The 13914-nt window shown below is 60.0% G+C and carries 2 protein-coding genes; both read right to left on the reverse strand.

Annotation, left to right across the window (positions count from 1 at the left end):
* Nucleotides 1-8: 8 nt before the first annotated feature.
* Entirely contained in the window at nt 9-6368 is a 6360-nt protein-coding gene (locus ACXI0U_RS22975) for a hypothetical protein (RefSeq protein ID WP_479550878.1), read from the reverse strand.
* 24 nt (nt 6369-6392) lie between these two features.
* The gene (locus ACXI0U_RS22980) at nt 6393-13775 is read right to left on the reverse strand and encodes a hypothetical protein (protein ID WP_479550879.1); all 7383 of its coding nucleotides are present in this window, start codon (nt 13773-13775) and stop codon (nt 6393-6395) included.
* Nucleotides 13776-13914: the final 139 nt, after the last annotated feature.

The raw sequence follows: 13914 nt of genomic DNA on the forward strand, positions 1-13914 counted from the left end.
CACCGAAATTAGTTGATAAAATTCTCAACAAATACAGGATCCCAATGAATACCTAGAACCTTATCAAGGTCGCCAACACTGTTTCCTTTAACTCCCAAACACTTTGAAAGTGGCGAAAGGCTTTTATCACCTGCCAGTATTTTTTGAAACCGACTCTTAATATTATCAACATCTGCCTGACTCTTAATGAAGCTCCCCAGCATTACATATTGAAGGAACGGTGTAACCCCGCCCTTCCAATTGCAATCACCTGCTTTGGCCTCCGGGCCTATCCGCTTCAGGAAATTCTCTTGCAGATGCTTCACAAACTGATTATCCAGACGAGAAACAAATTCCGCAGAATCAGCCGACTTACTAGCGTTCTTTGTCTCACCGAGTACTTCAAATTTGCCATCTGCCGAGCGGAATAAGCTATCTACGCCTTCTTTACCATTCCTACCAAATTCACTATCAGCAATTCGGTCATTAATCTTCACGAGCGTTAGATTTTTACCTTCATGTAGCTTCTCTATACTTTTCAACGCATACATTTCGCCAACAAGTCGCTTGTACTGGAAAGCGGTAATTAGCTGATTGGCGCCCACAGGATTAAAATGTTTAAGCATAGCAGCCAGCTCTTTATCCGCAGTCGCTGGATTTGCTTTCACCAAAACATCCCTGGAGTACTTCATCAAATCAACCAAGTAATCAAAATTAGAAAAATCCTCTACCTTCCCTGAAATAACCGCAGCCTCACTCATATTATCGATAGCATTTGCGCCTTTCGAGTGGGGCTTCAAACGGCCATCCCTCATAGCTTCCAAAATATTTTTAATTGCGCCTCCATGCCCAGCAGCGCTTAGCTCTTTTATAGCTAAAAGACTGGACTCTGATATAGACAAAATCCCTTTGGTGTTAACAAGATTATCAATAATTTGTGTTATATCATCAAAATACCGTGAAGCAATCTCTTCATTGGCTATTGACACTTTCGCTTCAGCAAGCTTGTCAATTAACCTACTTCCACACAAGGCACTAACTGGCGGTGCTGCTTCAGCTACCCCGCCGCCCAGCAGTAGCGTGAGAGGCGAGGTAATCCTGGCAATTAACCTGCGTTCCCTATCCGCATCCAGCATAGCAATGGGGCACTGAATTTCTTTGAGCTTTCTCGAAGTCGCTAAAAGCCGCAGGAAACTCTTCAGATCGCGAACACTACGTACGGTGGTCATGAAAAGCTGGATGAGTTTCTTCCCTGTACTGCTCAACATTTCACCCAATGCCAACTGTACCTCTTTCAACTCCGCCATAACCTTCGCCCTGCCACCAGGGCCACTAAAGAAGTCCACCATAATTCGCGCAGTATGCTTAAACAGCGTCCCCCCTGCTTTTAACAAAACAACAGGGTCCATGACCATCTCTTTTAGCAACGCTTTCAAAAAGGCCAGACTTGCCCGCAATGGGCCAATCCCTGCAGCACCAGCACCACCTGTCAACGCCACGGTAATAATTGTGAGTGATAAACTTACGACAGAAAACACAAGCTCCATTTTATCGACTTCATCCCAACGGCCATTAAACGCCAAGTAAATGGCATGACCAATGGTATAAGCATCTGACAGGCCGCTTACTTGATAGAGTAATTTCCCAGCTCCCACTACAAAGTCGTATACCTGCCCACCGTTGCTTTTTAGATAATCGATCGTTTGTGCAAAAACCGAGGGTTCAACGACGGCAACCCCACTTTCATGCCTATTAACTCTATCAATTGAGTCTGCAAATGCTGCGTCAGTCGCTAAGCCAGAAAGACGGCTAGCAAAATCATTCATCACTCGCAGGTCTTTTCGAGGTAAGCTTGCCGTCCCGCTATCCGAAACCTCGACCACCGAAAGTCCGACCCGCATGAATTGGGCATTGAAACTACTGGCTAATTTTATCGAGATATGGCCAATGCCATTTTGATCCAGTTTGATACGCTGACTTGTCTCTCCATTAGCGAATTCAATAACTCGACTTGTACCTGCACCTGCTGATTCATCGCCATACTTGATATCGTCTAAATGGCCAATAAACCCCTTACCAAATGTGAAGCCCCCACCTACTCCCTGCGCAACTACGGCGCCGTTAGCAGTTATTGACTGTGTTTCACCGTTGACATCCAGCTGCAGCGTCCCTGCCGAGTACCGAATTCCAGCTAGAGTCCATTGTTCTGCTGTAACTAAATTTGCAGAAGCTATTTGGTACTTCCTGCCAAGAGTAGCTACCTCAGCGACTAGTCGGTACCCCCCCTCTTCAGGCCTGAGTTTCATCGAGAATGCAGCATTGCCACTGGATGTGGCTTTTTCCCCCAAAATTATTTCATCTGAGCTGCCGGCTAGGGCTGCTCCGGGACGAAAGCGGATATTGAAGAAGAAATTATTGCTCGCTTCTAATTCAGGAGAACTCGGAATAGAGAAGCTTCCGCTACCAAGCCGCAAGCTGGCCCCAGGCATAGTATAAGACTGGCTTTCATCTATATCGGCATCGACCGAATTAAGCACTGCCTGATACTTTCCATCAATAGAGCGTATGACCTTCTTTTGCACTCCACCGACATCACTATTTTCAATCTCGACCATTGAAAGATGAAGGATATCTCTCGTATTGGGTGCATAGAAGCTACCAGCCATAACCATGACTTCAGCATTAGCCGGCCCATATACTGTCCCTTTGGTGCTCTGAGGCAGTTGATAGGACGTGGTACCACCATAAAGCTGCTCAACCACCGCCGAGTTGCCGGCTGATAATGTTGGTTGCTCAAGCACAACCCCGAAGCTACCTTCCTGCTTCTTGTGTAGAACGGTGAGTGTTTTATTGAGGCCAGCAAGCGAAACCGTTACATCGCCTTCACCTGGCTCAGGAGCGGCATGTACCACGGCACTGGCAGTCGTCCCGGAAAGCTCAGTTGAGCCAGAAATATTGCCTCTTGTAGTATTCCAATAGATTGGCACCGGTTTTTCTGGGGCCCGTGTAGCGGTGACTGTGATGGTTGAGCTTTGCCCCGAATCGTAATCAATTACCGGATTGGACTGCGCCACTGAGTATTTAAACTCTTCTTTTTGGATAGTGGCCATTGCCTCCGCAGCACCGGCAAATACACGTATATCAGTAGGCGTCACTTCAGTTCCGGCCGTATATACTGCAGTGACCTGCCCTCCGACTGTGAGCGGCTGATCTTCCGAGAGCTCGCCACTATAACCAACCAACCAGTTGACGTTTGTACCATCCCTCACCGGGTTTCCGTACTCGTCCCAAATTTTTGCCGTGACTCTTACGGTATCCACACCACTTGCAAGCACCCTTTGCTTACTGGTGGTTATTTCTATTCGAGCAGGCTCAGCCGGCTCGACGATATAGGGCCCAAACTTCCTTTCAGAGCCAACTTCGATATTTGGGTAGTCAGACTCGATCACTCGCAGAGTGACATCATAACGATCACCTGCCTTGTGACTGGTTCGAAGCTTATTGCTGGCAAGTCCAGAGCTTGATTTGGTAACTGCCGCATCAAATTTCCCGCCATTCGAGGCAACCCATTGAAACTTCAAATCCTTACCTTCATCCATCTCTTTTTCGGTAAGGAATGCTATGCCCACCAACTCTTTCTCAGAACTCGCTGCGGACACTGTGTAGCTACCAGGATACAAATCTAGTGTCGAATTAACCGACCATTCCCATAGTATATTTCCCGCATCATTATTTGAGAGTAAGCGCAAGCTCAAATAGTCATCTACATCCAGCCCAGAAATAAATGAAAGATCATCAAATGACACCTCCCCACTCTTACCAAAATTGACAGCAACTTCACGCCCACCCAGATCGAAAATGAATTTTTTCTCACCCGACCATAACCCTAGCTCAGAAAATTCAGATTTAATGAAATCGAAGATGATCGATAATTTTCTATCAGAAGGTGAAATAGAGGGTGTGTCCATACCCAAGAGTTCAGTCTGGCCAGCAATCGCTTCTCGACGAATTGCCTTTACATTCAGATCGTACAAACTGAACTGCAGCTCAGGCCTATACTTCCATGTGTAAATGGGTTGTGGCGCCTTAAGCTTTAACTCGGGACGTTCTTTATCCGCCTTACGATAGGCTTGTCGTGCTAGTTCACTGGACTCTTCATCAAATAGGGGGACACGAACTGGCACATAACGTGTAGGGCGATATTTAAGAATGCCATTCGCCGCCCCCTTCGAAGAAAAATCCGGATTACGGCTCTGTGGCTGACCAGTCACTTGCAAGTACAGATGCTGTTTGGCCAGAACTTTTTCTGGTAGTTGAATCACCTGTACTTGTTGACCAGGCTTGATCTTGAACTGAGAAAGACTATTCGCCCCCACTGGAGCGAGCTGGTTAGCAGCTACGATCTTCGCCAAACGACCGGTGTAACCATAGTCAGCCAGCTCTTCCGGCAGCGCTGCACCGTCAGCATCGCGCCAATCCGTGTAGATGGCGATGCTGACATCGTTACCAAGGGCGGCCCCTTCGTTGCCGATGAGCTGCTTCTTCAGCTCGCCCTTGGTCATGCCCTTTTCGATCTTGTTCTTGCGTTCAGCCCAGACCTTGAGGTTCGGCGGCGCCAGCTCGATGCGCTGATCGGCGAAGTTCAGCAGATTGCCGCTGGCCACAGCGGACTCGAGCTTGACCTTGACGCTACCGATATAACCGGTAGGACGGTTAATGGCGATGATGCGTACCGTCTCGCCGGCCTTGAGGTGGTTGGCCGCGCGCTTCTGGAACTCTTCCTTGAAGCCGCCGGCGCTTTGCCATTTGCTGAAGGCCGCTTCGCCGGTACGGCCGGACATTGCGAGGTAATTTTCCTTCGAGCCGCGCAGCTGGATGGTGTAGCGGAAGCTGCCGGACTTCTCGTCGACACCCGAGTAGTTCTTGTACAGCTCGTCCTCGTGCAGCCCGCGCCGCTCGGCCACGAGCTGGCCGTTGGATTCGCGGAACACGTAGATATCCGTGTCCTTCAGGTCGTCCTTGCTGATGCTTTCCAGCAGGCCACGGTTCTCCATATCGGGAGCGACATCGATCAAACGTGTGAAGTCGGGCCCTGTTTCCTCCGTATTCGCCGGTACCGCATCGAAACGACTAGACAGATAGACGCCTTGCAGCTCCGCCTCCTCTAAGGGAGTCTTGACGAAGACCTCTTTCTGCTTGCCTTCAATCTCCTTGGTCACCTTCTTGCCAGGTACTACCCAGTCCGGCTTCTCGTCGCCGTCGAAGTCGTATTTTTCCTGCAGATAGTGGTCGCGCTTTCCGGTCTTGTCGCTGTAAGCGGTCTTGTCGCCAAGCTTCACGCCCTCGCCGAACTGCGCGGAACCGTCCAGCACCATCAGGTCGATGGGGAAATCCATGGCCTGTTTCATGGGCGTCGCGGCGGTCAGCACGATCATCGCCGCGTCCAGGCTCCACAAGCCCATGCCGTTGCAGGTGTCGTAGTCCGGCCGGGTCAGGTAGTAGGGCATGTTGGAGCTGCCCCGGGGGTTGAAGCGCTTGTAGTAGAGCTCCAGGTAGGCCGGGGTGGTGTATTCGAAGAAGAACCCGGGGCAAGGCGGCAGGAAGTAGTTCATCTTGTACTTGCCGTCGTCATCCGTCAGGGCATAGCCGCCGGTGACATGGCTGCCCAGGGTGACGCCCACACCCGGTAACGGGCCGTAGATCTTGGCGTCGCGGTCGCGGGTGTTCTTGTCGTCGACCTTGCCGTCCTTGCCGAAGAAGCCGGCGCGGAAGCCGATGCTGTTGGTGCCCTGGTGGAGGATCTGCCCCTCCTTCGATAGCAGCAGGGCCTTGCTGCTGGAGGACGGGGTGACATTGCTGTCGATGGGCATCTGCAGCAGCAGCAGTTCATCGCCCTTGGTACTGAAGCGTTCCTTCTCGCCGCGCACCAGTACGGTCAGGCTGCTGGGGCTCAGGTTGGGCTTGTCGATGGTCTTGCCGTCCACCGTCTTGAAGGCCGTGCCCCGGTAGGTGGCGGCCGTCATCACTTCGCTCTTTGGATAACGCTCACGGGCATCCTTGAGGCGCTGCAGGTAGGCGCGATAGATATCGCCGGACATCACCTGGGCCTGCTCCAGCGGGCCGGTGGCTTCGCCTATTTCGCGAGCTTCCTTGCCGTCGCTGCCGTACTCCACCCAGATGGGCTTGCCGTTGGGGCTGAGCACAATAGCGCGAGTGTAGACAGCACCAAACTTGTAATAGGTCTGCGGGACGTAGATACCAGGAATCAACCCCAGGCTAAAGAACGCCTGGGCCGTCGCCGCCCAACCGGCCAGCATTGCACCCAGAGCCAAGCCCAGCCATGCGCGACTGCGGCGTTTCGATACGGAAGGCATGACCAACATATCCATCTGTCAGAGATTCCCTTGGCCGCCTCAGCGGCCTTTATTCAAGCGATAGAGTTCGGCCTGCAGCTGGCGCAGGTTGAGCTCGCCGTTGGCATAGGCCTTGAGCGCGGGTTGCGCTTCGAGGCCGGCCAGGGCGAAGCCGAAGAGGTCGAGGTTGTCCTGGGCCAGCACACCCTGGCTGCGGATGCGGCCGTTGCCGATCAGGCCGACGCCCACCGGAACGATGCTCGCGGCCTGGCGATCCAGGCCCACCATCACCACGTAGGAGCCGTCCGGCGGCAGGTAGTCGAGGGTGTTGCCCAGGCGCAGGGCGGCGAGGTCGACGCCGATGGAGCCCTGGACGCTGACCCCGGCGGGTTGCAGCGCATACATCCAGTAGGGCATCGCCAGCGGTTCGACCGGGTACGGCAGCTCGCTGAACTGCAGCATCTGCGCGTGCAGGTCACCCTCCTGGCGGCCATCGGGGAACTGCAGGCGCGCGCCACTGAGGTCGAGCTTGAGCTCGCCCTCCAGCAGGCTCAGCTGGCTGCCGCCCTTCACTGGCACATAGGGCAGCGTGGTGTTGAGCTGCGCCAGCTGCATCTGGCCGAAGTCGTTGCGCTGGCCGCCCTGGACGGTGACAGCGCGGCTGTCGGCGCCGTAGCCACGGTTGCCCGAGCCCGGGTTGAGCAGCAGCCGGTACTGGCCACCGGGGATGGTCTGCTCGGCGGTGTCGCCGAAGCCGAAGTTGAAGGCGCCGTCGCGGTTGGTGCGCACGCTGCGGTTCAGCTCCTCCAGGCGCACTTCGATGTTGGCCACAGGCTCCTGCAGCTGATCCAGCACCACGCCGGAGATGAAGGTCGGCAGTGCACGGGTGCGGTAGCGCAGGCGTTCCAGTTCCTGGCCGTCGTAGCGCACTTCCACCGATACCTCGGCGTCATAGGCCAGGTCCTTCTCCGGATAGAAGGCGATCACCTGGCTGCCCGGCAGCTCGGAGAGGGCGCCGACCACGTTCTGATGGTCGAAGTCCACCCGCACCAGTTGGTAGCCCTGGGCCTTGAGCGCACTGGTGCCCAGGCCGTCGAGGTCGACGTAGGACATGCCGTGGGCAGTCTGGTGGACATCGAGCTCCAGCTTGGCGAGGTCGATGGCCTGGTTGAAGTAGAGGCTGATGAAGCCGTTGGGCTCGACGAAACGGGCGTTGTTCGCCGGCTCGACGCGCTCCAGGGCCACCGGCACCTGCTGCGGGGTGACCAGGGTGATGGTCCGCGCACTCTGCGCCACCACTTGGCCATTTGCGCCCTGGAGAACCGCCAGCAGCTGGTACTGGCCGCTCTGCGGCGGGATCTGCAGCGTGGCGCTCTTCAGCGTGGTGTCGCCGGTCAGCGGGGCATCGGCGATCAGGTCGCCATTGGCCGCCAGCAGCATGGCCCGAGGCGCCAGCAAGCCGCTGAGGTCCTCGATGCGCGCCGCCACCTGCAGGGAGACCGGTTCGCCCAGGTTGAGCAGTTCGGTGCCCTCCGTGGGGATGACCCAGCTGATGGCCGCCTGGGCCGAGAGCTCCAGGCTGTACTCGTGGCGCAGCTGGTTACCGGCCTGGTCGCGGGCTTCCAGGGTCACGCTCACCGGCTGGCCGATGGGCAGCGCGATGCGGCTGGCGAAGCGGAACTCGCCGGCCTGGGCACCGGGCTCCAGGGTCACGTCGTTGCCGTTGATCTGGAAGCTCGACAGGTTGGTTTCGCGCAGGGTGCCCTTGAGGGGATAGGGCTGCTCGCTGACGCGGTTCTTCGCCGGCAGCTCCACCAGGGGCTGGTCGAGGGTGATCTGCGGCGGCACCTGGTCCAGCGTCCAGCTGAGGGTCTGGCGGGTCTCCTGGCCGCTGCGGTCGCGGGCCAGCAGTTCGACAGAGTAGCTGCTCTGCCCCACCGGTACGTTCAGTGCCTCTTTCAGGTCATGCAGCTGGACGCCCGGCTCGCGCAGGGCCAGGTTGCGGCCGCCGACGCTGATGCGCTCCAGGCCGGCCTCGGCGAACACCTGGCCGGCGAGCATGAAGCCGTTGCCCGGCAGCAGGCTGCCATTGGCGGGCGAGAGGTTGTCGAAGCGCGGCGGCTTGAAGCTGGCCTGGGGCGGCTGGTAAGTCACCACCAGGCTGCGCTGGATGCTGCGCTGGTCCACCCAGGCCTGGATGGTCAGGGTGTTGGAGCCCGACTGCAGGGTGATGGGCGTGGACTGGAAGCCGAACAGCGTGACCTGGCCGGTGGCCGACAGGCTGGCCGGCACGCCGTTGACCAGGACTTCCATGCGCTGGGCGGCCTTGTCGCTGCGCAGTTGGCCGCGCACCACCAGGTTGGCGTCCTTCACCGTGGCGCCCGGCAGCGGGTAGTCCACAGTCAGGGCGATGTCGCTGGCCAGCGGCTGGCGCTCCACCGTGCGCGCCAGGCTCGCCTGGTTGCCGGCCTTGTCGAAGGCGGTCAGGGTCAGCCGGTTGGTGCCTTCCAGCACCGGTACGCTAGCGGTCCACTGGCTGCCTTGCAGGGTCACGGCGAAGCGGGTGCCGGGGAAGCGGTCGGAGGTGAACTCCAGCCGCGCCATGCCGGAGCCGCTGTCATTGGCGCTGCCGCGCAGGGTGACGCTGTCTTCGTTGACGCTGATGACCTCAGGGCCCTCGATGGCCACGACCGGCGGCTGGCGGTCCGGGAAGCTGGTGGGGTCGTTCGGATTGGTGCCGGCGGCCACTTCGTCGTCGTTGCTGACGCCATCGCCGTCGCGATCCGGGTCCGAGTTGTCGCCGATCTTGTCGCCGTCGAGGTCGCTGCTCTCGGTGGGGTCATCCGGGAACGCGTCCTGGGCATTGGGCACGCCGTCGCCGTCACGGTCGTCGTCCAGCGCATCCGGGATGCCGTCCTTGTCCAGGTCCGGCGGCGTGCTGGTCTTGTCATTGGGATCGAAGCCGAGCTGGGTTTCGTAGTCGTTGGAGATGCCGTCGCCGTCGCGGTCGGTGTCGGCGTTGTCGCCGATCTTGTCGCCGTCGAGGTCGCTGCTTTCCGTGGAGTCGTCCGGGAACGCGTCCTGGGCGTTGGGCACGCCGTCGCCGTCACGGTCGTCGTCCAGCGCATCCGGGATGCCGTCCTTGTCCAGGTCCGGCGGCGCGCTGGTCTTGTCATTGGGATCGAAGCCAAGCTGGGTTTCGTAGTCGTTGGAGATGCCGTCGCCATCGCGGTCGGTATCGGCGTTGTCGCCGATCTTGTCGCCGTCGAGGTCGCTGCTCTCGGTGGGGTCGTCCGGGAAGACGTCCTGGGCGTTGGGCACGCCGTCGCCGTCGCGGTCGTCGTCCAGGGCATCCGGGATGCCGTCCTTGTCCAGGTCCGGCGGCGTGCTGGTCTTGTCGTTGGGGTCGAAGCCCAACTGCGTTTCGTAGTCGTTGGAGATGCCGTCGCCATCGCGATCCAGGTCGGCGTTGTCGCCGATCTTGTCGCCGTCCAGGTCGCTGCTCTCGGTGGGATCGTCCGGGAAGGCATCCTGGGCGTTGGGTACGCCGTCGCCATCACGGTCGTCGTCCAGCGCATCCGGGATGCCGTCCTTATCCAGGTCCGACGGCGTGCTGTTCTTGTCGTTCGGGTCGAAGCCGAGCTGGATTTCGATGTCGTTGGCAATGCCGTCGCCGTCGCGATCCGGGTCGGCGTTGTCGCCGATCTTGTCGCCGTCGAGGTCGCTGCTCTCGGTGGGATCATCCGGGAAGGCGTCCTGGGCGTTGGGCACACCGTCGCCGTCGCGGTCATCGTCCAGCGCATCCGGGATGCCGTCCTTATCGAGGTCCGGCGGGGTGCTGTTCTTGTCGTTCGGGTCGAAGCCGAGCTGGATTTCAATGTCGTTGGCAATGCCGTCGCCATCGCGGTCGGTGTCGGCGTTGTCGCCGATCTTGTCGCCGTCGAGGTCACTGCTCTCGGTGGGATCGTCCGGGAAGGCGTCGTCAGGGTTCAGAACACCATCGCCATCACGGTCGTTGTCCAGGGCGTCGGGGATGCCGTCCTTGTCCATATCCGGCGGCGTGCTGGTCTTGTCATTGGGGTCGAAGCCCAGTTGGGTTTCGTAGTCGTTGGAGATGCCATCACCGTCGCGGTCGGTGTCCGCGTTGTCACCGATCTTGTCGCCGTCGAGGTCGCTGCTCTCGGTGGGGTCGTCCGGGAACACGTCCTGGGCGTTGGGCACACCATCGCCGTCGCGGTCGTCGTCCAGGGCATCCGGGATGCCGTCCTTGTCCAGGTCCGGCGGGGTGCTGGTCTTGTCGTTGGGGTCGAAGCCCAACTGGGTTTCGTAGTCGTTGGAAATGCCGTCGCCATCGCGGTCGGTGTCCGCGTTGTCACCGATCTTGTCGCCGTCGAGGTCGCTGCTTTCAGCCGGGTCATCCGGGAAGGCGTCCTGGGCATTGGGTACGCCGTCGCCGTCGCGGTCATCGTCCAGCGCATCCGGGATGCCGTCCTTGTCCAGGTCCGGCGGCGTGCTGGTCTTGTCATTGGGGTCGAAGCCCAACTGGGTTTCGTAGTCGTTGGAGATGCCGTCGCCATCGCGGTCGGTATCGGCGTTGTCGCCGATCTTGTCGCCATCGAGGTCGCTGCTTTCAGCCGGGTCATCCGGGAACACGTCCTGGGCATTGGGCACACCGTCGCCATCGCGATCGTCGTCCAGCGCATCCGGGATGCCGTCCTTGTCCAGGTCCGGCGGGGTGCTGGTCTTGTCATTGGGGTCGAAGCCGAGCTGGGTTTCGTAGTCGTTGGAGATGCCGTCGCCGTCGCGGTCGGTATCGGCGTTGTCGCCGATCTTGTCGCCGTCGAGGTCGCTGCTTTCAGCCGGGTCATCCGGGAAGGCGTCCTGGGCGTTGGGCACACCGTCACCGTCACGGTCGTCGTCCAGCGCATCCGGAATGCCGTCCTTGTCCAGGTCCGGCGGCGTGCTGTTCTTGTCGTTGGGGTCGAAGCCGAGCTGGATTTCGATGTCGTTGGCAACACCGTCACCGTCGCGGTCGGTATCGGCGTTGTCGCCGATCTTGTCGCCATCGAGGTCGCTGCTTTCCGTGGGGTCGTCCGGGAAGGCGTCCTTGTCGTTCTCTACACCGTCGCCATCGCGGTCGTAATCCAGCGCGTCGGGGATGCCGTCGCGGTCCATATCCGGCGGGGTGCTGTTCTTGTCGTTGGGGTCGAAGCCCAGTTGGGTTTCGTAGTCGTTGGAGATGCCGTCGCCATCGCGATCCAGGTCGGCGTTATCGCCGATCTTGTCGCCGTCGAGGTCGCTGCTTTCCTTGGGATCGTCCGGGAAGGCGTCCTGGGCGTTGGGCACGCCGTCACCATCGCGGTCATCGTCCAGGGCATCCGGAATGCCGTCCTTGTCCAGGTCCGGCGGTGTGCTGTTCTTGTCGTTGGGGTCGAAGCCCAGCTGGATTTCGATGTCGTTGGACACACCATCGCCATCGCGATCGGTGTCGGCGTTGTCGCCGATCTGGTCACCGTCGAGGTCGCTGCTTTCCTTGGGATCGTCCGGGAAGGCGTCCTGGGCATTGGGTACGCCGTCGCCATCGCGGTCGTCGTCCAGGGCGTCCGGGATGCCGTCCTTGTCCATGTCCGGCGGGGTGCTGTTCTTGTCGTCCGGGTTGTAGCCGAGTTGGATCTCGTAATCGTTGGAGATGCCGTCGCCGTCGCGGTCCGGGTCGAGGTTGTCACCGATGCCGTCGCCATCCAGGTCGCAGAGCAGGCCGAAATCGACCTTGCCCAGCGCGGCCAGATCCTGGCGCGCCTGGGCCTGGGTTTCCAGGCTCAGGTTCGCCGCCACGGCGCCACCGGTGAGCTGGGAGGCGTACTGCTGGGTCAGGTTGCCACGGGCGTAGACGAAGCCGGCCACCGTGGTGTTGGAGCCCAGCACGACGTTGCCTTCGGCCAGCACCACCAGCTGCGAGGGATCACGGGCCTGGCCGGAGGCCTCGGCATTGAGACGGGCCTGCCAAGGCAGTTCGAGGTTCTGTGCCACGTGCAGACGCACGGTGCCGGCACCGCGCGGGACGATGCGCGCCTCGCTGGCCAGGGTGAGTTTCTCGATCCAGTAGTCACCGGCGGACAGCTCTAGGGTGCCGCGGTAGCCCACTTCCAGTTCCCGCAGGCGATACGCGCCCGGCTTGGTGAAGCGTGCCGTGGCCATGCCGGCGACATTCAGCCGGCGCCACTCGGTGCGGCTGCCGTCCATCACCTGCGTGGCGCCGTAGCCCAGGTCCTGGTTGAAGCTGGAGCCGGTCTTGAGGAAGGCCGGCAGTTGTGGCACGGGGGCAGGCGTGTAGCTGGGCTGGCAATCCTGGGTGCCGCAGCTGCGGGCCAGGGAAGCGAAGCTGCTGTCGACCCGGCTCGCCGGCAGGTAGGCGGAAACGCCATCACGCAGCTGGGCGTTGAGCCCGAAGCTGATGCGGCCGCCAGCGGTATGGCTTTGCAGGCCCTTGGCGAAGGCCGCGGTGCACTGGCTCGGCTGGGTGGTGGGCGGCGTCACCTGGGGCACGCTCTGACCATTGCGCGGGTCGCTGCCCGCCAGGCGCTCGGCTTCGTCGTCGTAGCCGTCGCCGTCGGTATCCTCATCGAACAGGTCGAGCACGCCGTCGCCATCCAGGTCGCGGCGCTCGCTGCATTGGGTGTTCCAGCCCAGGGTGGCGATGGCGTCCATGCGCGTTTCGATGCGCGCGGCGGTGTCCACCACGGCGTTGCGGGCGTTGAGGCCGCCGCGCAGGCGCGAGGCGAAGGCCCCACGGAAATCCCCTTCCACATAGGCCAGGGCGCCGACGGTGGCGGACGACTCCAGGTTCAGGTTGCCGCGAACGAAGAGTTGCAACGCTTCGGCACTGCCCTCGCCGTTGACGCTGGCCTGGTAGGGCAGGTTCAGCGATGAGCCGAGCATGATCCGGGCGTTGCCGCCGGCGACCAGCAGCTGGCTATTGGAGGCCATGTCCAGCTGGCCGATCCAGTAGCGGCCGGGGGCCAGGGTGACCTTGGCGCCATAACCGATGCTCAGGCGCTGGATGTAGTAGGCCTGGTGGCGGGCGTTGAAGGTCAGGGTGCCGCCGGCGTCGACGTTGACGGTGCGGTAGCGGTTGAGTTCGCCGCCGCCCGCTTCGCCCACGCCGAGATAGCCCAGGTTGAGGTCATGCTCGCCCTTGATGGCGGGCAGGGTCAGGCCGGCGAAGCCGGCGGCCTCCAGGCCGCTGGCCTGGCAGTCGCGGCTGCCGCAGCTGGGGGCGCCCCAGGGGTTCTGTACGCGGGGGGTGTCGATCAATTGGCTAGGGTTGCCTTGCAGCGTGCCGCCCCACTGGAAGACGACGCCGCCGGCGCCATGGGTCTGCAGGCCACCGGTGAACAGGGCGCGACAGGACTCGGCCGCCTGCGCCAGGCCGCCACTGGTCAAAAGGAGCCATGCCAGCCCCGCCAGCAGCTGGCACCGCTTGCCCTGCCCCCCCAGCATCCCCATAGTTCGTCCGTCCACTGTTGTACAGGCTGCCCTGCCGTTTCCCTATGCCGGCACCTATCGGCCGGCTCTTCGCAAT

It is taken from the genome of Pseudomonas sp. C9D1, assembly GCF_056491235.1.